Origin of the sequence: Photobacterium aquae (assembly GCF_001029445.1) — a bacterium.
GTDB classification, from domain to species: Bacteria; Pseudomonadota; Gammaproteobacteria; order Enterobacterales; family Vibrionaceae; genus Photobacterium; species Photobacterium aquae.
The window spans coordinates 199,521-220,273 of the sequence record NZ_LDOT01000006.1 but is presented as its reverse complement, the minus strand read 5'-3'; the positions used below and the strand labels follow the sequence as shown (position 1 = coordinate 220,273).

The 20,753-nt window shown below is 44.4% G+C and carries 17 protein-coding genes, 1 tRNA gene and 2 pseudogenes; 11 read left to right on the top strand and 9 right to left on the bottom strand.

What is annotated here, in order from left to right:
- The first annotated feature begins 37 nt into the window (after positions 1–37).
- The 3 genes from ABT56_RS06455 to ABT56_RS06445 all read left to right on the top strand — a co-directional run bounded on the left by ABT56_RS06455 (position 38) and on the right by ABT56_RS06445 (position 2,591).
- Positions 38–114, top strand: a tRNA-Pro gene (locus ABT56_RS06455).
- Between the two features lie 160 nt (positions 115–274).
- Positions 275–958: a SanA/YdcF family protein gene (locus ABT56_RS06450; protein ID WP_047878167.1), complete on the top strand. Its 684-nt coding sequence runs from the start codon at positions 275–277 to the stop codon at positions 956–958.
- Between the two features lie 262 nt (positions 959–1,220).
- Positions 1,221–2,591, top strand: a complete 1,371-nt coding sequence (locus tag ABT56_RS06445; protein ID WP_047878032.1) for an SLC13 family permease — start codon at positions 1,221–1,223, stop codon at positions 2,589–2,591.
- Positions 2,592–2,651: 60 nt separating this feature from the next.
- Here ABT56_RS06445 and ABT56_RS06440 read toward each other — a convergent pair whose 3' ends face one another.
- The 7 genes and pseudogenes from ABT56_RS06440 to ABT56_RS06410 form a co-directional block, all read right to left on the bottom strand.
- Positions 2,652–3,914 carry a GGDEF domain-containing protein gene (locus ABT56_RS06440; RefSeq protein WP_240478264.1) on the bottom strand — a complete coding sequence of 421 codons (1,263 nt, stop codon included), beginning with the start codon at positions 3,912–3,914 and terminating at the stop codon, positions 2,652–2,654.
- A gap of 189 nt (positions 3,915–4,103) precedes the next feature.
- Entirely contained in the window at positions 4,104–5,351 is a 1,248-nt protein-coding gene (locus ABT56_RS06435) for a DEAD/DEAH box helicase (protein ID WP_047878030.1), read from the bottom strand.
- A gap of 169 nt (positions 5,352–5,520) precedes the next feature.
- A pseudogene (nagK, locus tag ABT56_RS06430) lies at positions 5,521–6,431 on the bottom strand (N-acetylglucosamine kinase).
- 238 nt (positions 6,432–6,669) lie between these two features.
- Entirely contained in the window at positions 6,670–7,389 is a 720-nt protein-coding gene (locus tag ABT56_RS06425; protein WP_047878029.1) for a tRNA-uridine aminocarboxypropyltransferase, read from the bottom strand.
- Between the two features lie 196 nt (positions 7,390–7,585).
- Positions 7,586–7,933, bottom strand: coding sequence for a DUF3802 family protein (locus ABT56_RS06420; protein ID WP_047878028.1), 348 nt, complete (start codon positions 7,931–7,933; stop codon positions 7,586–7,588).
- A 214-nt stretch (positions 7,934–8,147) separates the two neighbouring features.
- Entirely contained in the window at positions 8,148–9,134 is a 987-nt protein-coding gene (locus tag ABT56_RS06415; protein ID WP_047878027.1) for a GGDEF domain-containing protein, read from the bottom strand.
- Positions 9,131–10,162: a response regulator gene (locus ABT56_RS06410; protein WP_047878026.1), complete on the bottom strand. Its 1,032-nt coding sequence runs from the start codon at positions 10,160–10,162 to the stop codon at positions 9,131–9,133. The genes ABT56_RS06415 and ABT56_RS06410 overlap by 4 nt, the downstream gene beginning before the upstream one ends.
- A 372-nt stretch (positions 10,163–10,534) precedes the next feature.
- Between ABT56_RS06410 and ABT56_RS06405 the strand changes: the two genes are divergently transcribed.
- The 3 genes from ABT56_RS06405 (at position 10,535) to ABT56_RS06395 (ending at position 13,050) form a co-directional block, all read left to right on the top strand.
- A complete protein-coding gene (locus ABT56_RS06405; RefSeq protein ID WP_047878025.1) occupies positions 10,535–10,900 on the top strand; it encodes a glutathione S-transferase N-terminal domain-containing protein in 366 nt (121 codons plus the stop codon).
- Between the two features lie 242 nt (positions 10,901–11,142).
- Positions 11,143–11,820 (top strand): DUF3334 family protein, encoded by a 678-nt coding sequence (locus ABT56_RS06400; RefSeq protein ID WP_047878024.1) that lies wholly within the window; start codon positions 11,143–11,145, stop codon positions 11,818–11,820.
- Between the two features lie 159 nt (positions 11,821–11,979).
- On the top strand, positions 11,980–13,050 hold the full coding sequence (locus ABT56_RS06395; protein WP_053062394.1) for a ParB/Srx family N-terminal domain-containing protein: 1,071 nt from the start codon (positions 11,980–11,982) through the stop codon (positions 13,048–13,050).
- A gap of 145 nt (positions 13,051–13,195) precedes the next feature.
- Here the strand turns inward: ABT56_RS06395 and ABT56_RS06390 are convergent, their stop codons facing one another.
- Positions 13,196–13,576, bottom strand: coding sequence for a YgiW/YdeI family stress tolerance OB fold protein (locus ABT56_RS06390; protein WP_047878023.1), 381 nt, complete (start codon positions 13,574–13,576; stop codon positions 13,196–13,198).
- A gap of 280 nt (positions 13,577–13,856) precedes the next feature.
- Between ABT56_RS06390 and ABT56_RS06385 the strand changes: the two genes are divergently transcribed.
- From ABT56_RS06385 to prfH, 4 genes are all read left to right on the top strand, one after another.
- The gene (locus ABT56_RS06385) at positions 13,857–15,395 is read left to right on the top strand and encodes a hypothetical protein (RefSeq protein WP_157037788.1); all 1,539 of its coding nucleotides are present in this window, start codon (positions 13,857–13,859) and stop codon (positions 15,393–15,395) included.
- 378 nt (positions 15,396–15,773) lie between these two features.
- Entirely contained in the window at positions 15,774–16,052 is a 279-nt protein-coding gene (locus ABT56_RS24480) for an RtcB family protein (RefSeq protein WP_240478263.1), read from the top strand.
- Positions 16,007–16,948 carry an RNA ligase RtcB family protein gene (locus ABT56_RS06380; RefSeq protein WP_240478262.1) on the top strand — a complete coding sequence of 314 codons (942 nt, stop codon included), beginning with the start codon at positions 16,007–16,009 and terminating at the stop codon, positions 16,946–16,948. The genes ABT56_RS24480 and ABT56_RS06380 overlap by 46 nt, the downstream gene beginning before the upstream one ends.
- On the top strand, positions 16,945–17,577 hold the full coding sequence (gene prfH, locus ABT56_RS06375; RefSeq protein ID WP_047878021.1) for a peptide chain release factor H: 633 nt from the start codon (positions 16,945–16,947) through the stop codon (positions 17,575–17,577). The genes ABT56_RS06380 and prfH overlap by 4 nt, the downstream gene beginning before the upstream one ends.
- A 49-nt stretch (positions 17,578–17,626) precedes the next feature.
- Here prfH and ABT56_RS06370 read toward each other — a convergent pair.
- Positions 17,627–17,887 (bottom strand): annotated as a pseudogene (locus ABT56_RS06370) (DUF188 domain-containing protein); the annotation flags it as partial.
- 279 nt (positions 17,888–18,166) lie between these two features.
- Between ABT56_RS06370 and ABT56_RS06365 the strand changes: the two are divergent.
- Positions 18,167–20,725: an FG-GAP repeat domain-containing protein gene (locus ABT56_RS06365; RefSeq protein WP_084722172.1), complete on the top strand. Its 2,559-nt coding sequence runs from the start codon at positions 18,167–18,169 to the stop codon at positions 20,723–20,725.
- Positions 20,726–20,753 lie beyond the last annotated feature (28 nt).

Sequence of the window (20,753 nt, the reverse complement as noted above, 5' to 3'; positions counted from 1 at the left end):
CATTGCCTGTTAAGGCGATGAATATAAAGCCTTTTGGCGGACATTAGCGCAGTTTGGTAGCGCACTACTCTGGGGGAGTAGGGGTCGCTGGTTCAAATCCAGTATGTCCGACCAAAAGGCTTTCCCCGCATCAATACGAGCCATTTATCATCCCCTATCTAGTCCGACCAATATTTTACATAAATTTATCAATAAATTAAGATAGTATACTTATACTGTTTTATTTAATGCCCGCAACTGAGCGTATGATTCCTAAGGTACATAAATTATAATGATGAAGCTGCTAAACCTTCTCAGAATCAGCGTGTTATTGCTGATTATGCTGATTGCATCAGCTTTACTACTGGATAGATGGTTTTCAACCCAAACTCAAGCGCGTATCTTTGATACCGCAGATGCAATCCCTGCTCGCTCCATCGGCCTCGTCCTAGGTACCAGCAAATATATCGCCAAGTCCCTCAACCCCTACTACAAATACCGAATCGATGCGGCTAAAGCGTTATACAAGAAAGAAAAAATTAATGTCTTGCTGCTTAGCGGCGATAATGCCCATCGTTCATACAATGAACCATGGACGATGAAACGCGACTTGCTCAGAGCCGGTATTCCAGATCAAGACATTGTTCTGGATTATGCTGGATTTAGAACACTGGACTCTGTGGTGAGAGCTAAGAATGTCTTCGAAGCCGATCATTTTGTCATTATCACGCAGCGTTTCCACTGTGAGCGAGCCTTGTTTATTGCCGAACGTAATAATATCGATGCTATTTGTCTTGCGGTTCCTGAACCTAAGGGGTTAGCCGGTCTGAGAATTCATATACGGGAAGTGCTTGCGCGTATCAAAGCGGTAATTGACCTGTATGTATTAAACGTACAACCAAAATTTCCTGGCCCGCCAGAGCCCATTAAACAGAGTGACAATACTCTCGAAGGCCCCCCGTCTCCCAAGCCACACTAATCTGAAGAGCCACATCAGTGGCTCTTTTTTTGTTTCAACGAAACCAGACAGCCTCCGCCTCCAAAAAACTGCCGCTCCTAATGGGTAGAAATCTACACATTCCACGGTCACAGACTCACAAAAACAACAATGCGATTACAGTTAGGTTAATTATCAACCAACCACAACTTAACAAAGCAAAAACAACTGGTAACATTTGTCGTAGCGGATGTGACAGGGAATCTTGGCCATCCTATTACTATAATCAGCACAAGGAAAAATTATGACAGCCTTAGCCATGACTCTAAGAAACTGGCTGTTTGACCGAAACAGCCTCATCCTACTGGCCGATATCGCATTGTTTGTCGTTATGCTCAATACATTGCCTTTCGAACATGACATCGTTGTAGGTATCAGTATTCTGACTTTTATCGCCGTACTATGGCTAACTGAAGCCTTGCACGTCAGTATTACAGCCATTCTTGTACCGCTGCTGGCTATTGGCTTTGGTATTTTCAAAACACCACAAGCCCTTAGCAACTTTGCCAACCCCATTATATTTCTCTTTTTAGGGGGCTTTGCGCTTGCCGCGGCGCTTCACAAACAAGAGCTAGACAAAGCCATTGCCGACAAGGTGCTACTAGTGGCCAAAGGCAAAATGTCAGTGGCTGTTTTTATGCTATTTGGTGTCACGGCTGCGCTATCAATGTGGATCTCAAATACCGCAACCACGGCAATGATGCTGCCGCTTGTCTTGGGGATTCTCAACAAAGTTAACGCCAAGAGCGAGCGTAGCACTTATGTCTTCGTTTTGCTGGGGATCGCTTATTGCGCCAGTATTGGCGGTATCGCGACGGTCGTGGGCAGCCCACCCAACGCCATTGCTGCAGCAGAGGTAGGCTTGAGTTTCTCAGAATGGATGGCCTTCGGTTTGCCTATTTCCATTATCTTGCTGCCAATCACCATAGCCATCTTGTACTTTTTGATCAAACCGAACCTAAACCATACTTTTGAGCTTGATCACCAGCCAGTCGCCTGGAGCAACGGCAAGCTTATTACTTTGGCCATCTTCCTTTTAACTGTTACCTTCTGGGTTTTCAGCAAGCCCATCAATGCGTTCCTTGGCGGTTTTAGTAAATTTGACACCTTGGTTGCACTAGGCGCTATTGTTCTTCTTGGTGCATCACGGGTTGTTAAGTGGAAAGATATTGAGAAGTCGACTGACTGGGGCGTACTGCTACTGTTTGGCGGTGGCATCTGTCTGAGTAACATCCTCAAGGCAACGGGTACTAGCATCTTCTTGGCACACAGCCTTAGTGCATTCCTCGATCAGGCAGGGCTATTTTTCACTATCCTCGTTATAGCTGGTTTTGTTGTTTTCCTTACGGAATTTGCCAGCAATACCGCGAGTGCCGCCTTGCTTGTGCCTGTATTTGCAACCGTTGCCGAAGCGCTCGGGGTATCACCTGTCGTCCTGTCGGCATTAATCGCAGTATCGGCCTCGTGTGCCTTCATGTTGCCAGTCGCGACACCGCCTAATGCCATCGTATTTGGTTCTGGTCATATCAAACAATCAGAGATGATGCGAGCAGGTATATACCTTAACATTGCTTGTATTGGTGCCCTATCAATCTTTGCCTACTTGTTCTGGTAAGCACCGCCCTCTAAAATGCAACAAGGCCAGCATCTGCTGGCCTTGTTGTTTTCATCTATCTCAAGATACCGGTGAAATTTCCACCCTATTTCGTCCCTGCTCTTTCGCCAGATACAACGCACTATCGGCACGACTGATAAACTCATCTACCGACTCATCAATACGGTACTCGGCAACCCCTAGGCTGCAAGTTATTGTTGTACCCAGGCTCCAATGATAATGCTCAACAATATTCCGAAGTTGCTCGGCAAATTCCTGCGCGCTACGCAAATTTGTCGCCGGGCAAAAAATAATAAACTCTTCCCCTCCCCAGCGAACAACCACATCCGTTTTTCTGGCGCGCAAATTCAATACTCGACCAAATTCCTTGAGAACTTCATCCCCGCAATGGTGACCAAACTGATCGTTGATACGTTTGAAATGATCAATATCGATATAAATAATTGAAAATGAATGGCAATTAAGTCGAGAAAAATCCAAGATTTCGCTAAGCCAAGAGTCAACGGCGTGACGGTTCTGAGTGCCTGTCAGATTATCGGTAAAGGCAAGCTCCTCAAATTTCATCGACTTCTGATACAAATTCTTATTGGCATCTTTGAGAAAATCCGCCTTTGCCACAACTTGCTGTAACTGAAAATTTAACCGCCGACGTTCAAAATAGAGAAAAACAACCGCCGCACTAATCCACAACATCATGTTTATCCGCAATAGCGTCGATTCAGATATCCATTGCCCGTAAAAAACCAGCTTATTGAGTCGGATCGTGTAGTTCGTCGGTTTAACAAAACTGCCCGTTGCAATTTCTATGGTTTGGATTTGTGAGAATTCGGGGCCTGCTTTTTCAATCGGTATGGCATATTCAGCGATCCACCAAGAGAGTACCTGAAAGGAATCCATCGGGATCACTAACAGTCCGTTACCGGCCCCGGGCGCATACTCTATCGCGTTGAACTTAAGTGAAATGGGATCATTTTCGCTGGAATAAGATGGGTCGTAATTGCGGAGGTAAACACGGATTCTCTCGTCATCCACGGGGCTAAAATAATCAACATCAATGCCCACAGAATGATAAGTAGATAAGTCGATACCACGGGCAATATTGGTAAAATTAATGGCGATTTCACAAAATGGCCATTGCCCGGCTTTGCCCAGTTCACAATTGAGGACTATCGACTCACCATCTATATCAAGATACGTTTGAGTGTCGCCACCTTGCGTCGTGTCATCAATACTGGAAAAGGCGGCGTTTTTAGCACTGACAACAAATTCCTTGTTAAAGCCACCAAGCATATAGAAAAGATAAGAAAAAAATGAGAACGACAACAATATATATGCTGTATATCGTAGCCGTAGTCTGAGCCTGTCCACGCTTTCACCTACTCAATGTACGCATTATCATTTTCATTGAACCGCAACAAGGAAAAAACAGAGGTAAACCTCTGTTAAAATTACTAATTCTTGTCACGAATTAACTTTCTAGCCTACTGATAATGCGCACATTTCACTCAAATATCAACCTCTTTTCTGGTGACGTCCCCGATTTTTATGAATTTGCGACTTGGCTTTAGCTCTGCGCTTATCTTTTGAGCGGGATGGGCGTTTGTCATTCGGTACAACCGCGAAAGGATCTGGCTCATACCCCTCAAGCCATTCCTGTGGCAATCGGCTATCTAGCAGCTCTTCAATCGCACGGAGTGCCCACTCTTCGTCTAAGCTCATCAGTGAAATCGCGTGCCCTTTCATTCCAGCACGACCTGTTCGGCCAATGCGGTGAACGTAGTCTTCCGCTTTGAATGGCATATCAAAATTAACAACGTACTCTAACTGCTCAATATCCAGACCACGGGCAGCTACGTCTGTCGCAACCAGCACGCGCACCTTGCCCTCTTTGAAATCATTGAGTGCACGTTGGCGAGCGCCTTGGCTTTTATCACCATTAATAGAGGCAGCCTTAATCCCATCCTTGCCCAACTCTTTGGCTAGCTCGTCTGAGCCTTGTTTCGTTTTGGTAAACACCAAGACCTGCTGCCAATTGCGAGAGCCAATCAAATAAGACAACAGCTCTTGCTTACGATGTTTGTCAACTGGGTACACCATCTGCTCAACGGTAACTGCCGTCGAGTTAGCAGGCGTTACTTCGATCAGTTTAGGGTCTGTCAAAATATCATAGGCCAGCTTTTTCACCGCTTTACCGAAAGTCGCCGAGAAAAACAACGTCTGACGCTCTCTGCCAAGGCGCTTCATAATGCGCTTGATATCATCAATAAAGCCCATATCCAGCATACGATCGGCTTCATCTAAAACCAGCGTATTCACCAAGCTCAGATCAACCGTCCCCACATAAGCGTGATCAAGAAGGCGTCCAGGTGTCGCCACCAAAATATCAACACCACCAGCCAATGCTTGAACCTGCATTTTGATACTGGTGCCACCGTAAGCAACCGCCACCTTCAGACCGGTATCCTTGCTATAGCTTGTTAAGCTATCAAATACCTGCTGCGCCAATTCACGGGTTGGTGTCAAAATCAAAGATCTCGCCTGTTTTTCTGCAGGTCGGTCACCCGAGGCCATCAACTTATCAAGCAGCGGCAAACCAAATGCCGCCGTTTTACCCGTACCCGTTTGAGCGCCAGCCAAGACATCATGCCCAGCCATCACCTCGGGGATCGCCTGCACCTGCACGGAAGTCGGCTGCTCAAAGCCAAGCGCCTGAACATTATTAACCAATTGGCTATTCAGCCCCAAAGAGTGAAAAGACATAACATTTCCTGCTAATTACAAAGAGCAGCGATTCTAGCAAACTGCCCCCCCTAGGCAATGACAAGTTGTGTTTTAGGGGGAATATTTCCTTCCCTCAGCAGCTTAGTGAACTTCAAGACAAAAAAAAGCACCGTATTACCGGTGCTTTAACAGTGACACTATAGAGAAACTATTTAATATTCAGGAAAGCAGCCCCACGTACACCACCAGCATCACCATGCTTGGCTTTGACGATTTTTGGAACACGGGCTACTGACAAAAGATGCTTAGGAAGTCGCTTCGGCATCTCTTCATAAATCAATTCAAAATTGGACAGGCCACCGCCAAGTACAACAACATGTGGATCAAGACCGGTGAACAAGTTTGCCAAACAGATGGCAAGCAATTCCATGAAGCGATCTACATGCTCAAGGGCTTTCTCGTCGCCTTCGCCATGACGCTTGATGATTTCAATGGCTTTAAGCGCTGCTCGCCGTAATAGTGCGCGTAAAGTTGCTCAAATCCACGGCCAGACAAGTAATTATCAATACAACCCTTGTTCTTGCAACCACAATCGAACAGCGGAGCTTTTTCTCCGAGATGGAACCAAGCATCAATTGGCATACGTGTATGACCAAGCTCACCGGCAACATGGTTCTTGCCTGAGAATACCTGACCATCAAACACGATACCACCACCAAAACCGGTTCCTAGAATCAGACCCAGAACTGACTTTTCACCCTGAAGTGCTTCATCCCACGCTTCAGAAAGTGCAAAACAGTTAGCATCGTTGTCAATTGCAACCTTACGACCAATACGTTGCTCTAAATCTTTTCGTAGAGTGCGGCCTGTAGCAGCGGGTACGTTAGACGTCAGCAATGCACCATCTTCCGCATCTTCCATACCTGGGATGCCAATACCTACCAAGCCCTCGCAGCCAAACTCCCGATCGGCTTTCTCGATTAGACCAACCAAGGTATCTAACAGCTTGTCGTAATCATCACCGGGTGTTGGCACACGCTCTGTTGCCACACGCTCAAGCTTCTCGTTAAAGGCGCCAAACTCAATTTTAGTACCGCCTACATCAAAGCCGTAGTACATCCTGCACACTCCGAAAGTCATTAAAAAACAAAACTGAAAAAATTATCCACATAACTACACCTACAGACTGTGACGAGACACGAATTTAGCAGGCTGCAATTCTGCGATAAGTCGCGAATGTTGAAAGAAACACCAAACTGTTTCACAAAGTAACGTCTTGATGTTACTTAATTACCTGTATTTTCCATTTTCTTAGGTGGGTCGGAATAACTATCTCGTCTCCCCTATGATGGTTAAATTAATATTCAGTCATACATAACGCGAGATCAATTTTGGCATTGTGCTCCGGCAACATTCGGTTCATCTTTCCTGCCATATAACTTTCGCGGAACACATCAAACCATAAATCCAGAACTTCGGCATTTTTACTTTCGCCGTACAAATCTATAATTCGAGCAGCCACTTCCGCCGTTCCCAACTGATTGGCCTTGGACGCTTCCCTCACCTGGTAGCGCGATGGTTTTTCCGGATTGATCGACAGCACAGGAAAACCATTCAAATACGGACTCTTACGAAACATTTTTTTCGCTTCAGCCCAACTGCCATCAAGCATCACAAACAAAGGACGCTTACCAGGGGCAAGCTCAACCTGTTCTGCCACCCTGCCCGGTTCGGCATATTCAGCGGGGAAGACCACATAAGGCTGCCATTGCGGATCAGCAAGCAGTGACAACATGGCAGGGTTAGGCTCGGTACGAGACCAGATGTAAGCATAGGTATCGTGGAACAAATCGGCGATAAGCCGGCCTGTATTGCTTGGCTTCAGCACTTCATCATCGTACATCACCAGCAAAAAAGCCGCATTGGAATTGATTACCGGCTTGCTCGCGCAAATGCACATCGTCGCCCGCAGCATACAAAAGCCACAACGCTCTAACTTGCCGCCTCTGGCCAAAAATGGTTTTGTCGAACGAGCAAGGCGCTCATCGTAAAGCTTATGGACAGCGTGAATTCGCATAACAACCTACCAAACAATATAAAACGCCTGCATTGTACTGCTGTCTCGGCAAGTTGCAATCATTGTGAACTTAGATCACAATTTGAGGTTCATACGATATTCCAGTGAGATGAACGAGAGTGCCATGATCAAAAACGGCCACTCAATATGAGCAGCCGATTTTCGCTGTGCATCGTCATTAACGAAACGCAGATTGTTACTGGGCGTATTGGCTAATTGCCGAATCAAACAGGTTTTTGACCAGACCAATATAGTCTTCCAAAAATACGACCTGCTCGTTCGTTGGGCAACGAGTCCATACTCCAGCCAAGACTTCATTGAGGTCTTCAACAACCGCATCAGCTTCTTGCATCAACTTAAAACGGAAGTCTTTTGCCAAATCAGGATTTTGGGCAAATACAGCCATCAAATTCGTTGCTATCATATCCGTCACAACATCCTCGACTGTTTCAGCACAGCCTTCAGCGTCTGACTTTTCAAATAGCGAGAGATGCTCAGTAAAATATTCGATGAGCGCGTGATAGCCTTCAGATTCTACAACCATAACTTCCGATTTCTCGTTTACGATTCCTATGGGCCGCATAGATAGACAACGTCTATCGCGTTCCTGCCGAGCCCTTCTCATATTCCCAGCGAACTAAATCAAGATCATAACTCAAGTTAGCTCTATGCCCAAATCGCGTCTTGCTGTTTGGGTACACAGTAGCATTCTAAAAAATATAAGATTAATTACAATGATATAAATTAAGTTTTTACATTCACATGCTTTGTTTTTGGGCAGTTTTCTCGCTGACGGCAAAGATTGTAGACTGATTACGGCCATTCTGCTTGGAGTGATATAACGCACGGTCTGCACATTCTAGCCATTGATTGTAATTTGCCATTGCCGGAGTCCACTCTGCCATCCCCAAACTCACGGTGGTGATGATCTCGCGAATGTCTACCTTGACGACCGCCTTCTCTATTCGCGACCGCAGCCGTTCGGCAAAATACATCGCCATGTCGGCACTTGTTCCCGGCAGGATAATCCCAAACTCCTCGCCGCCATAACGCCCCGCCAAATCACTCTGACGTTTGGTTTTCTGCAAAATTGTCGAAATTTGCTTAATGACAGCATCTCCGGCGACATGACCATAAGTGTCATTGACCTTTTTAAAATGGTCGATATCAAACATCACCAAGGTTGATGACGATTGCAACTGGACACAACGCTCAAACTCTTCGGCCAAGCACGTTTCCCAATGGCCGCGGTTATAAAGCTGGGTGAGCCGATCTGTCATACTGAGATGGGTAAGTTGCGCATTAGACTCATGAAGGTGCATCTTATTGCGCGCAATATCCGAAACATCTGTAATGGTAAGGCAGATATGATGATATTCCCCGGTCAACGACTTCAGCGGCGTCAACGTCATATTTTGGTACATCACTGACGAGCCCCCAACCACGGGGCTGAAATTACTAAAATTAAAGATGAACGGACGATCTTCCCAACAGCTGAATGTGCGAGTACGCAGCTTGAATGTGGAGTTTATTTTATTTATCAGCCATGTTTTAGGTAAATCATCAATCACATCAAATAGGTCATAGCCCATGATTCGATCAACACAGACTCCGCTGTAAGCCTGCATAAAGCTATTCCAAGCGACAACTCGGTGTTCCCTGTCAAGGATCACCACACCTGCATCAATATTGTCTATAACCTGCAAAATAAGGTGAAAATCGGCAAGGTGGCTTTTTTCATTCAATGCAATGTCTCCATAATTTGTCTAATGACTGGAATTGAATGGCAATCCATCATAAACAGTACCGCACATTCCACATCATACCGTTCAGCTTTATAGCAATATTCAACAGTAAACAGCGACTGCTGGTTGCTCACATTATCTCCCCAGGCCATATAGTCCTCCATCACCAAAGGCTGGCGGACCGAAAATGGAATATTCATTTGCTCTGAGAGGGCGACCAAAAATGACGACACCATTAAATTTGCAATATTTACGACAATTTCATGTTTGTTTTCATCAACCTGACTAAAGCCTAGTCTTTCACCAAAATGAAGTATGTCACGCCCATGCAAACAGATTAATGCCTCTCCATGTATACCACCGCCTACAAACCGCTGCGAAATTGCGGTTGAATCAGGCTGGTGCTTAATATCGTGGATCGTCATTAAAAGATCAGCCGGACACAGCATGGCGACATTGGGCTGCGGCATTTTGATAAATTCCCCAAGGTGATCCGAAATAATTGCCCCCCCTCGCCCCAAAGCAATGTTGGCTATTTCCCGAAAGGCTGTCAGGCAAGCGTCGTTCCCTCTAGTAATAAACGCAGGTGACGGCTCAACCGATATGTGGCGAATCTTCGTGCTGGCGAGATGCTGAGTGTCGTTAGAGGGCAAAGCGCCATCAACACCGACCTCGGAAAGTACTTTCAAAAGCATCTGCTTTTGAAATGGTTTGGCAAGAAAATGAGCAGCACCAAGACGACTACAGCGCTCTTTTGCCTGTTGCTGTATATCCGCTGACAGCACAATAATCGACAGCTCTGACCGCTGATCCGCTAATTCTTCCAATACCTCAAAGCCGTCCATAACTGGCATGGTTAAATCCAGAAACAAAATATCAATGCGTTCATTTGCCATACAATTCAGCGCTTCTTGTCCGTCGCTAGCAAATATCACACTGACACCTTCAAACTCTTGAAGGTATTTCGACAGGCTCCGGTGTACCACCGGTGAATCATCACATATCAAAATACGTTTGGGGGACAGCACAACTCACACCTATATTTTCATCGAATGTGAAAATGATAATGTAAATATGCAACTCATGGTTTATATAAGCACGGTATTTTTGCACTAAGTGATACTGATCGGCTTTTCCATACAATTAATGTGAAATAGTTTAATTTTCATTGCTTTTATCGTGCTATTGACTCTTTGGCTTATTTATAAACTCAAGGTATGATGGTTATACTCCAATGACGTCAAAATGGTTATTTCAGCATATTAAAATATGACAATATAAGTTGATGAATGGCACGCTACTTTTCGCTTATTTTACAACTCGTGACTATGCTGGAGCCGCTTTAATTCTTCATTTTGAGGTAAATTGGGTATAAACATTACTATAAAGGAATCCTTCATATGAAAGTCATTCGTCTGGTGCTCGGACAACTCATCCTGCTCTTCAATGCCGTATTTTCGCCTCGGTCGCTAAAACGAGATGAAGAACAACAAGACAAGGTAAACCAAGCAGTTGCCCAACTTAAACTTTATCAATTCGATGCCTGCCCGTTTTGCGTAAAAGTACGCCGCACTGCCAAACGACTAAGCCTACCGCTGGAAACGCGTGATGCAAAACAGCCTGAACATGAGAAAGAGCTCATTGCCGGAGGGGGGAAACGTAAAGTGCCTTGCCTTCGTATCGAAGAAGATAACGGCAACGTTACTTGGATGTATGAATCAAACGACATCATTGAATACCTAGAGAACCGCTTCAACGCTGCGTGATTACTGTTTTGACAACCGCAAATGGCTAGTCATCCTAACCATTTCGGCGCTATCTAGCTGCCTCCAGACATTGAGCCTAGTGGTCGAGTAGTCTTGAGGTAGCTTGCCCTATCATTATCTACAACAAAAATAGTTACGACACCGCCCCCCATAAACAGAAATTTCCGCTCTCGAGTCCTTCATTTTTGTACCAAACGGTCGATATAGTGAGTTAGTGCCCCAAATTTGCGATGTATATCCTAATGAAAAAAACCAAAATCATTACCACTGACGACATCTTGCTCAAGCTCTGCCAGTCATTTTCAACGGTATTGTCTACAGCAACCGACAGTGACATTTCCTACTCGGCAATGGTACAAAAAATCAACAAAACCAGCCTCAAGCCTGATATAGGCTGTTTTGTTCTGTTTGACGGTGGCTTTACCGGTCTTGTTGTTAGCAATTTTTCACAACAAGCTGCACTCGAACTGTACAAAAATTACATGTTAAAAATGGGCATGATGGAAGACGAGCTCGCAATTCACCATACGTCAGATGAGGTATCAGACGTATTGGGCGAGCTCATGAACCAAGTTGTGGGTGACTTCACTGGCAAAATCCGCCGCGAGCTTCAGGTTTCTATCACCCAGAACCAGCCAAAGATGCTGGCACTCAACAAACAAATTTTGCTATCTGTTGATACTAACCTTGATCGCCCGCAAGCACGCCGAGTCAGTTTCACGACTGAAAACAATAATATTTTCTACCTTGAGCTTGCTATGGATAAAACTGAGTTTATTCAACTCGAAGAGTTTGACCAGCAAAGCCATGATGATCCTGACAGCATCATCGAACAAACACAGCGTACCCAGCAACCTAGCAAAGCTGAGGCGAAGCAACCCGATGTTGACTTGGATTTACTTGATGAACTAGGCCTATAAACGCCTCGAAGCATCACTATTCGCTGTCTTCCCCCATGCACGGATAGAGGAAGACAGCGCGATAACGTCCTCTGTGACGTCTTCCCCCCCTCAAGGATGAAACATCGCTTCATCCATGCTTTGCTAAACTTCTCAAAACACACGGTATGAGAGAACGTTATGCACTGGCGGTGTTACCTAACCCTAATAGCAGCCCAAGTATGCCTTGCTGGAGTGTGCTATGCAGAAAAAATCACCTATAACGAGCTGGAAAACGGCGATACGATTTCAGTCACACTAGATCAACTGTTGCCCACTCAAGCCGTGCTTGATTACGATGCTATCTATGCCAACCTGCAGAGATACAAAACCGACAAAAAAAATATATTTAATGACCTCTGCCGTTTAAATGGTCGATCAGGGGTAAAAAAATGGTCTGAAGACTCAACCCCTACCGACTCTGCAAGTTATCAATGCAAAGACAAAACCACAAAGCACAAAACCGCACTCAGCACTGTGGTAATAGGACCTGAAGAAGGCGTGCTGTACTTAACGGATAAACTGACAGCACTCTCAACCTTTTGGGATATGCCGAACGGCGGAACAAGCGTCCCCATTACAGTTAAAGTGGCACATAATCTTCTCGATTCTGGTGATGACTTCTGGGCTGAAATGAATAATGACCATGAGGTTTGGTTATTCAACCGCAAAGGCGAAAAAATAAAACCGGATGATTTGCCTGAATACATTGGTATGAAACAACTCAAAAACGACAAATACCTATCGGTTGTCAATTTCCTCGAAGGGATAAGCTATCGCCCTCCTAAACCTGATGGAAAAGACAATAACACCACAATGATTCCTTTTCTTGCATTGAACTGGGCTTTGGAAATTCGCAAGCACATGAATATCTCTGATTATGATCTCAATGATCCTGAAGAGTACGCCACTGCACTTACCGAGGCGGCAACCATCATGGTCGATCTCGCGGATGATACGGTTATTGGAAATTCAAAGCGCACAGCAAAAGAAATGGGAAAATTCGATACCGTCGACAGCAAAGCATTAGAGGCCCTTGTCACAAATAAAAAATCACGCTTTGGCCTTGCTATCGCCTACCGCCTAGACAAAAAAGAGAAATCAACACCTAAAGCTATCCTTGATGAAGAGAAACAAGAAAAACAAGAGGCCAAAGACAAAGACAACGGGGAAAACCCACCATCCTCTAACGACAACCCCAAAAGTGAATGATCATTAACTCGCCGTGTACTGTACCGCACGACTAACATCAAGAATTAATAACCACGTATAACGCAACAAGAAGCGCAGACAAAACAAAAGGAGCACTCAGATGCTCCTCTTGTTTATCACGGGCTAAGCGCCCTCACACAGCCGATCAGTTATTCAGGATCTGAACCGTATTGGCATCAACCGCATTGATGCTATCGTCTTTCTCAATAACACCATTAATCTGAATTTTGCTTTTTGGCGTAATTGTCTGGCCATTCCATTCATCGTCATCAATCTTTACTGGCATATTTCCGGTATCATCAGCAAACAGATAACGCTCATTACCCAATGAATGAGTCAGGTGGCCAACAAGCGTCACAGGCGTACCATCGGTCAGCCAGCTTGCATTCATAACATCTTCAACCGTATTGAGATTGTCGTTGGCGCTAGGCCCCTGAAAACCGCCGCCCGACGAAGAGTTATCGGCAGCCAAAACAGAACTGGAAAGCAGTAGCGCACCAAGAGTGACAATTAGTTGTTTTTTCATTTTTTGCTCCTTTTCTGGTTTGACCTAAGTATGTGACGACAAAGATGAATCGAGAATGAACAAACCATCCCTGCTGGACATATATTAGCAGATGGCAAGCAACTCATTGGCTGGCTATATGCGGCAATTCTTTTGATCCTTCGCACTGTCCATACCGGCAACAAACCTGAATGAAACCGCTCAACTCTTTCGCTGGCTCTGTTTCGCTGACTTAACATCACGGCCTTGCCATTATTTTCTGTTATAGTGCCGGTACCATAAATAACAATAACATCAGTTAATGAGAAAATTTATCTTACCGCTTGTCATGGTTGGATTTTTTGCACTTCCTACTGCGCTTCAAGCCAATACGGAAAACAGTGCGTGCAACGATACAACTACTGCTAAAACCCGAGCTCTATTTTTAAAGCATTATCAGAAAAAAGATTACACAGCCGCCTACTACGCAGCTTATCTTTATGCTGATAGTTGCCCGGCCTTGTTTTCGGCGCATTCACCGTCAGCAGAAACACTATGGCTGCTTAGCGACTATTCTCTCGCGGCATCACGGACCGATAATCAAAAAGCATGTGACGACATCGCGTCCCTTATTAAGGCCGATACGTTACAGCAACATCCCCGAATCGCCCAAGCAATACAAACCAACCTTGGCCTATGTTCACTCAAGCAAACCGAGTCACGAATTGATACACGGCTTACTCGCTCAAGTTGTGCTCTTGACAAAAATTTCCTTGCCGTGCCGGCATCTTGGCAAGGCAACATCGCAAATCATGAGTCGATAGAATGTATTGGCCCCAAAACATTAACACAAGGGACATCGCTAACCTTACTAAAGGCGGGCACCGACACTAAAGCAATTCGCATTCCCTTCGACGGTGTTATACCCAACGACGGCAAGACCCGTCATCTCTTCCTTGGCGACGAACGCCCTATGATGGTTGCCAATGTCTTTAACACCGAAGGCTCACTGCAACCCCAAGCTGCTAACAAACGTACCGAATACTATTCATTACGCGCTTATCAAACCAACGAAACAACCCAGCAGCAAGTCACACAACTCAATACCGATATGGTACAGAGTAAAAGCGACAACGATTACTCACCGGAATACCTTGCTGAGCTAGAAAAAACAATAACGACAGATTTTACCGTCGATCCATACAACTGGTGGAGGCACAAAGCGCTCATCGACATCAATGAAATGGCTAGTCAGGAAAACTTCCTTGTCGCTCATTATAAGAGCCGTATTGAGCTAGTTTATAATCTTGGTAATGATATTAAGACGCTTGATTTGCTAACGGGCAACAAAAAGACCGTATTCACAGCACCTGAACCGGTCTATGTCCATAGTATCGAAGAATCACTGCTGTACATAAAAAACAAACAGGATGATTATTTCGAGCTAGATCTCACTGCGGCAGCTCCCTCTCTGGTACAGGTTCCTTATGCGCCACCTCCGCACAAAGGTCGCTATTCGTCCGTACCGCTAGTATCAGCCGACCAACAAAGTCAAATAAGCAGCGATGATGGCCAATTACTCGTTGAAACCCCCTACCATAAAAGCATTCTGATTAATGATCACTACGAAAACTGGGTAATCAACAACCTTTCTTGGGGGGGCGATAGTTATGAAATCTATTTTGATAACTCATCAGCCTATGCCTGCATCTGGCGGGTTGATTTACTCAACCGTAAAATCGAACGAGTTATTCCGATAGAAGCCGCCGTTGAACCCTATGGATTTCGTGTTGGCAATGTCCCTTATGTGGTATATGCCGATCGAGACAAAGACAAACTCTATTTAGCGACACCGATGTAATAATCAATCGTCGAATACCCAAGTGATATCCCAGCCCTATAGCTAAATATCATTTGGGTATATCACGCGATGTATGATGCGCATCCTACTGCTCTGTCTTAATTTCTAAAGACATCGTTCAGCGTACAGGCATTTCAATTAATTTTGATTTTGTTGTTATCGCCGTAATTTTCATCTATTATTTCGCACAATCCGATCGGATTATTTATTTTCAACCACAACAAGAAAGGAGTAATCATCATGACAACGACAACATTATTTTCTGCAGGCCTTTCCCGCTAAGTCATCAGGAACAAATCCTTCCTTAGATACTTCTCGCCCGGTCCACAGGCCTGCCAATAGACTTTTGTTAAATCCTTTTAGCAAGGAATTGGTATTATGGGCAAATCCGTCCAAAAGATTTCAAACAACGTCAGCCTTATTGCATCCAAAAATACTTGGATTGAAGGGCTAGCTATACAGCAACTTCAAAAAACATCAGAGCTAGAAAGCATTATACGCGCTGCTGGTATGCCTGACTTACACCCCGGCAAAGGCTACCCTATCGGTGCGGCTTTTTTCTCAACAGATAAAATATACCCTGCCTTAGTCGGTAACGATATTGCTGCGGTATGGCCCTTTGGCAAACCTCCGCAAAAATATCCAAAATTAAAATAGACAAACTCGCCAAACAGTTAGAAAACATCGAGTCTCCTCTTGATGATAGTTGGGATTCAATCATTAGCGATGGCAAGCAAGGTAAAGGCATTGAAGACAATCGCTACGACCATGCACTGGGTACTATCGGCGGAGGCAACCACTTTGCGGAGTTCCAAGCCATCGAGGAGGTTTTAGACCAACAATCCCTTGAGGTATTAGGGCTTGATAAAAAACAGTTACAGTTACTTGTTCATTCGGGATCAAGAGGCCTAGGACAATCTATCCTGATGGAGCACATAACAGAATATAGTCACAATGGTATCAGGGTTGGCAGTGAAGGTTTCCAGCATTATATGACCCGTCACAATACCGCCGTATGCTGGGCGGCACTCAACCGTGAACTCATCGCCAAGCGCTTTATCGCTGCCATCAAAGCCGATGGCCGTTGCGCACTGGACGTGACCCACAACGCTGTTACCCCAACAGTGATTGATAATACGACTGGCTGGGTACACCGCAAAGGGGCAACCCCCAGCGACCAAGGCTATGTGATTATTCCGGGGTCTCGCGGTGACTATAGCTACTTGGTGAAACCTACAACTGATGTCCCTACAAGCGAAGACGGCCATATTGCCAGTTTGTTCTCGCTCGCCCACGGTGCAGGCAGAAAATGGAAGCGCGGCGATTGTCATGGCCGCCTTAGCCATAAGTACAAACGCGAAGATCTATACAAGACAGCCCTTGGCAGCCGGGTAATTTGCGGCAACAAAGAGCTGCTTTATGATGAAGCACCTCAAGCATATAAAAAGTGTGAAACGATTATTGAAGACCTTCTCGATGCAGGACTGATCACGCTAGTGGCAAAATTACGCCCCGTACTCACCTTCAAAACGCATGGAGGAAACTTGTCATGATTTTACTGCAACTATCATCAGGACAAGGCCCGGCAGAATGTTGTCTGGCTGTTGGGCATGCCCTCAAATATCTTTCCAAACAGTGCCATGATAGCGGTATTAACATCGATATCATTGAGCAAATGCCAACAGGCAATAAAGGCGAATTCAAGTCAGTTACCGTGCAACTAAGCGCTAAAAGTACCGGTAATGCCTTAACTTTTGCCAAGTCATGGCAAGGGAGCATACTGTGGATCTGCCCTAGCCCTTACCGTCCGAGGCACAAACGCAAAAACTGGTTCATCAGCGGACACGTCTTTAACCTAGAACAAACTGAATTAACTCATCACATAACATTTCAGTCCTGCAAATCATCAGGTGCTGGTGGCCAGCATGTCAATACGACCAACTCAGCCATTCGGGCGACACACACCGTTACGGGCATAACCGTACGAGTCGACAGCGAACGCAGCCAGCATGCCAATAAGCGGCTGGCCACGGCGTTGATCTTTAAAAAGCTAAACGAAGAAAAACAGCGACGAGATGAACATGATGATCAAACCCGATGGCAACAACATTGGGAGCTGGAACGAGGTAACCCGATAAAGACATTTAAAGGTAAAGAATTCAAATTCATTCACCAATCATAATCAAAAAAAACAGGCCAGCGAATGCTGGCCTGTTTTACTCTGTTACTTATCACCCTTTACGATGATAACGGGCAATAAACGTATCTAGCTTATTGGCAAACTGCTGGCGCTCTGCCTGCCCCATGGGTGCAGGGCCACCAGTTTGAATACCCGAACTGCGCAAGGTATCCATAAAGTCACGCATTTGCAGGCGCTGTTTAATCGTCTCTTTGCTGTACATCTTGCCGCAAGGATTCAATGCATGCACTCCAATACTGATAGCCTCATCTGCTAATAAAATATAAAGCGCAATCACCAAGTCCCCAGCCTCTACTCACAACTAACCAATTTCTTATTGATATATTTCAATGGATACCATGCGAAATTTTATTCATTATTATCAATGATATATCCAGATGCTGCCCATTTAAATTAGCGAATGCTAGAACCAACAATCTTCTCAAAACACGGACAATGAGAAATAAAACACCGAATAAAATTAAAGCTCAAAGCTTTTTATGATACATGTCACATATTAAATGTAACAAATTGTTATTAGGTAACTATAAGCATATTCTCCGTCGGTTTTTATAACCTTTGGTATAGCGATATGAGTAAAACACATAGCAAAAATCAACTCTATTATGCAGTGGCATGTTCCATGCTTGCATTGTCTGTCGTCAGTTGTGGTGGTGGTGAGTCATCAGCACCAACATCCGACAAAACTGAATCAGAGCACGTTCAAACACAGAGCATTTCTATTTCTCCGAGTTTTACAGCCGTATTCTCAGAAAGAGTCAACAAGGTTAGTGCGCCGTCATACCTGAAAAGCGCCCTTCCAAGCATGACGCTGAATGATAGCGAACAAAAAACCGTCAACACCAAAAGTGTTGATATCCGATACAAGGGACAGATGGTTGTTTCAGATACCCTGACATCCAAAGTTCAGGAATTTGACTGGCCACTGACGCTAAAAGCCGATGGTACCGTGATTTCACACCGTACTATCACGCTACGCCCAGGCACCTATGACTTTACGCTGCTGCTTGAACACAATAACCAGCAATACATCGGTAAAGCATTGGCTGTTGATGTCACCCATGATCAGGCCCTGAATGTAAAACTGAAAATCCAACCACATCTTGGCGATACCCTTGTTAACATCAAAGATATTGCGGGGCTTGCCAAACTCACGCTTAACATCCCGGCCGAAGAGCTAAAGGCGCTGGCTGATCCTAAAATCGGGATCACGCTAGGCAAAGATGGCGAAACTGTCGACGAGCTAGTTTTCAGCCTGAACAAAGACACAGGTCTGACAGACATCACTCTGGATTATGCCGAGGGCGATTATCACCTTGCACTGAACCTCTACGAGAACACCCAACTCGTGGGTACGTTGCTGAACAACAACACGACCATTAACTTGCGTGATGGTGAGTCCACCAAGGTCGATATCATCCCATTGCAGGCCGACCTCAACTTTAACTTCAATATCAATGACCAAGGCTACGCGGGAAACTATATTTTCAGCGTACCTAAATCACTGGTGGATCGCGTTAACGGAGTCGATAACCTCGCTGCTGTCGTTCGCTTCTCCACCAATGAAAACAGCCAAGAAACCATCCGCTACTTTGTCGAACAAAATGGTAAATACCTTAGCACGCAAGGGGATCCGATTTACTTCGAGACGAATAAACAAGAGAAATTCACTTCTTCCATCTCGTTTTTCCATAAAAACCAGAATGATGATTACCAAGATATCCCTCTTGCCTCATGCGCCTTCACGCTCACTGCTGGCTTGAACCAAGATGTCAGCTGTAAACTGAGTGTCGATGCCTCGCATCAAATTCATGGTCATATCCTTGGCAGCTTGATGCTGAACGTAATGAACAGCGACCAGACAATGGCAAACAATGCCAACGTCTATATCGATGACAAGCTGGTTGGTATTACAGGCAGTGATTACATCACCTCTTCGTTCAAGACCCATTTGCTACCGGGTCAACATACGGTAAAGGTTGAGAACAGTAAAAATAAAGCAGAGATAAATCTAACCATCAAGCCGCTAGATGTTATCAACAAGCTTGTATACTTAGAAAAGAAAAATAAAGGCTCGGGTATTTTTGAAAAAAGTGCTCAAGAATTGAAAATTGCAACAGGATCTGAAGCCAGAGATCTAGAACTAGGCGACTTAGATGGCGATGGGGATCTTGATCTTGTTGTGGGTATGGAAAAAGTTGGAGGAATACCCGATTTAGTTTTCTTTAACGATGGTAAAGGTAAATTCATCAATACAGGTCAAAATCTGGGCAATAAGCGTACTATGGATATTGCATTAGGTGATATTGACGGCGATGGGGATATTGACCTTGTAGAAGCTAATTATGAAGCAACCAATAGCATTTTTTATAATCGAGGTAACGGATTTTTTGATGAAGACAATTCTGTTTGGGGGGAGAAATCTTCTTCTGCTGTAATACTTGGAGATATAAACAACGACAACCACTTAGATATTATTGTTGGCTCTGGTAATAAAGATATGATCTACATTAACAATAGTAGTAAAGGGTTTGATTTTTCGGGTAAGATATTAAGTGAAAATGCATCAACGAGTGCTCTTTCTTTAGGTTATATTAATAATGACAATGAATTAGACTTAGTAAGTGTAGATGGTAATGGTCAATACTATAATAAAGGAGGCAAATTATATAACAATGTAAATGGTAATCTTCAATTAACTCAAGAGGATTTAGGTACTGGTTCTTCATTTGCTGTAAAAATTGCAGATGTCGATAATGATAATGACCTTGATATTTACATTGGTAACTGGAATGGATATGAGCATCAGGACGAACTTTATATAAATAATGGTTATGGTGTTTTCTCTAAATCAAGTCAATCTTTTCCATATTATCGCACTACGGATATTGCCTTTGCAGATGTAGACCATGATGGTGATCTTGATCTTATTACATCAATCTCTGATAAAAAGATTTCTAATAAATTATTTTTAAATAATGGTTATGGTGTATTTGAAGAAACAAATCAAGAACTAGGTTATAATGGCTCATCAGTTATCAGTGGTGACATCGACAATGATGGTGATATCGATTTGATCTTCGGTTATTCTGGTAAACCAATCGAAATTTACTTCAACAAAAACCAATAGTTCCTTTCACACAATAAAGGCTGCCCAT

What these genes read in the sequence shown, in the direction of transcription:
- ABT56_RS06450 (WP_047878167.1), top strand. Translation starts at nt 275, where the DNA reads ATGAAGCTGCTAAACCTTCTCAGAATCAGCGTGTTATTGCTGATTATG.
- ABT56_RS06445 (WP_047878032.1), top strand. Translation starts at nt 1,221, where the DNA reads ATGACAGCCTTAGCCATGACTCTAAGAAACTGGCTGTTTGACCGAAAC.
- ABT56_RS06435 (WP_047878030.1), bottom strand. Translation starts at nt 5,351, where the DNA reads ATGTCTTTTCACTCTTTGGGGCTGAATAGCCAATTGGTTAATAATGTT.
- ABT56_RS06425 (WP_047878029.1), bottom strand. Translation starts at nt 7,389, where the DNA reads ATGCGAATTCACGCTGTCCATAAGCTTTACGATGAGCGCCTTGCTCGT.
- ABT56_RS06420 (WP_047878028.1), bottom strand. Translation starts at nt 7,933, where the DNA reads ATGGTTGTAGAATCTGAAGGCTATCACGCGCTCATCGAATATTTTACT.
- ABT56_RS06405 (WP_047878025.1), top strand. Translation starts at nt 10,535, where the DNA reads ATGAAAGTCATTCGTCTGGTGCTCGGACAACTCATCCTGCTCTTCAAT.
- ABT56_RS06400 (WP_047878024.1), top strand. Translation starts at nt 11,143, where the DNA reads ATGAAAAAAACCAAAATCATTACCACTGACGACATCTTGCTCAAGCTC.
- ABT56_RS06395 (WP_053062394.1), top strand. Translation starts at nt 11,980, where the DNA reads ATGCACTGGCGGTGTTACCTAACCCTAATAGCAGCCCAAGTATGCCTT.
- ABT56_RS06390 (WP_047878023.1), bottom strand. Translation starts at nt 13,576, where the DNA reads ATGAAAAAACAACTAATTGTCACTCTTGGTGCGCTACTGCTTTCCAGT.
- ABT56_RS06385 (WP_157037788.1), top strand. Translation starts at nt 13,857, where the DNA reads ATGAGAAAATTTATCTTACCGCTTGTCATGGTTGGATTTTTTGCACTT.
- ABT56_RS24480 (WP_240478263.1), top strand. Translation starts at nt 15,774, where the DNA reads ATGGGCAAATCCGTCCAAAAGATTTCAAACAACGTCAGCCTTATTGCA.
- ABT56_RS06380 (WP_240478262.1), top strand. Translation starts at nt 16,007, where the DNA reads ATGGCCCTTTGGCAAACCTCCGCAAAAATATCCAAAATTAAAATAGAC.
- prfH (WP_047878021.1), top strand. Translation starts at nt 16,945, where the DNA reads ATGATTTTACTGCAACTATCATCAGGACAAGGCCCGGCAGAATGTTGT.
- ABT56_RS06365 (WP_084722172.1), top strand. Translation starts at nt 18,167, where the DNA reads ATGAGTAAAACACATAGCAAAAATCAACTCTATTATGCAGTGGCATGT.